Source organism: Streptomyces sp. AB3(2024) (assembly GCF_041862025.1).
Taxonomy (GTDB): Bacteria; Actinomycetota; Actinomycetes; order Streptomycetales; family Streptomycetaceae; genus Streptomyces.
In genome coordinates this window covers 1-223 of record NZ_JBGWAB010000420.1, presented here as the reverse complement: position 1 = coordinate 223, position 223 = coordinate 1, and the positions used below count along the sequence as shown (strand labels likewise).

Below are 223 nucleotides of genomic sequence, written 5' to 3'. Positions count from 1 at the left end.
CGAGGGCCGCACGGTCTTCGTCTACGCCCACGACTTCCGGATCTTCGGCGGCGCGCTGGGCGAGGCCCACGCCACGAAGATCCACAAGATCATGGACATGGCCATCGCGGCGGGTGCCCCGCTGGTCTCCCTCAACGACGGCGCGGGCGCCCGCATCCAGGAGGGCGTCTCCGCGCTCGCCGGGTACGGCGGCATCTTCCAGCGCAACACCAAGGCCTCGGGC

1 protein-coding gene is annotated in these 223 nt (G+C 71.3%); it reads left to right on the top strand.

Annotated features, from left to right (window positions below):
• Nucleotides 1-223, top strand: a 223-nt coding sequence (locus ACEPPI_RS41050) for a carboxyl transferase domain-containing protein (protein ID WP_373920319.1), incomplete at both ends; no start/stop codon positions are given.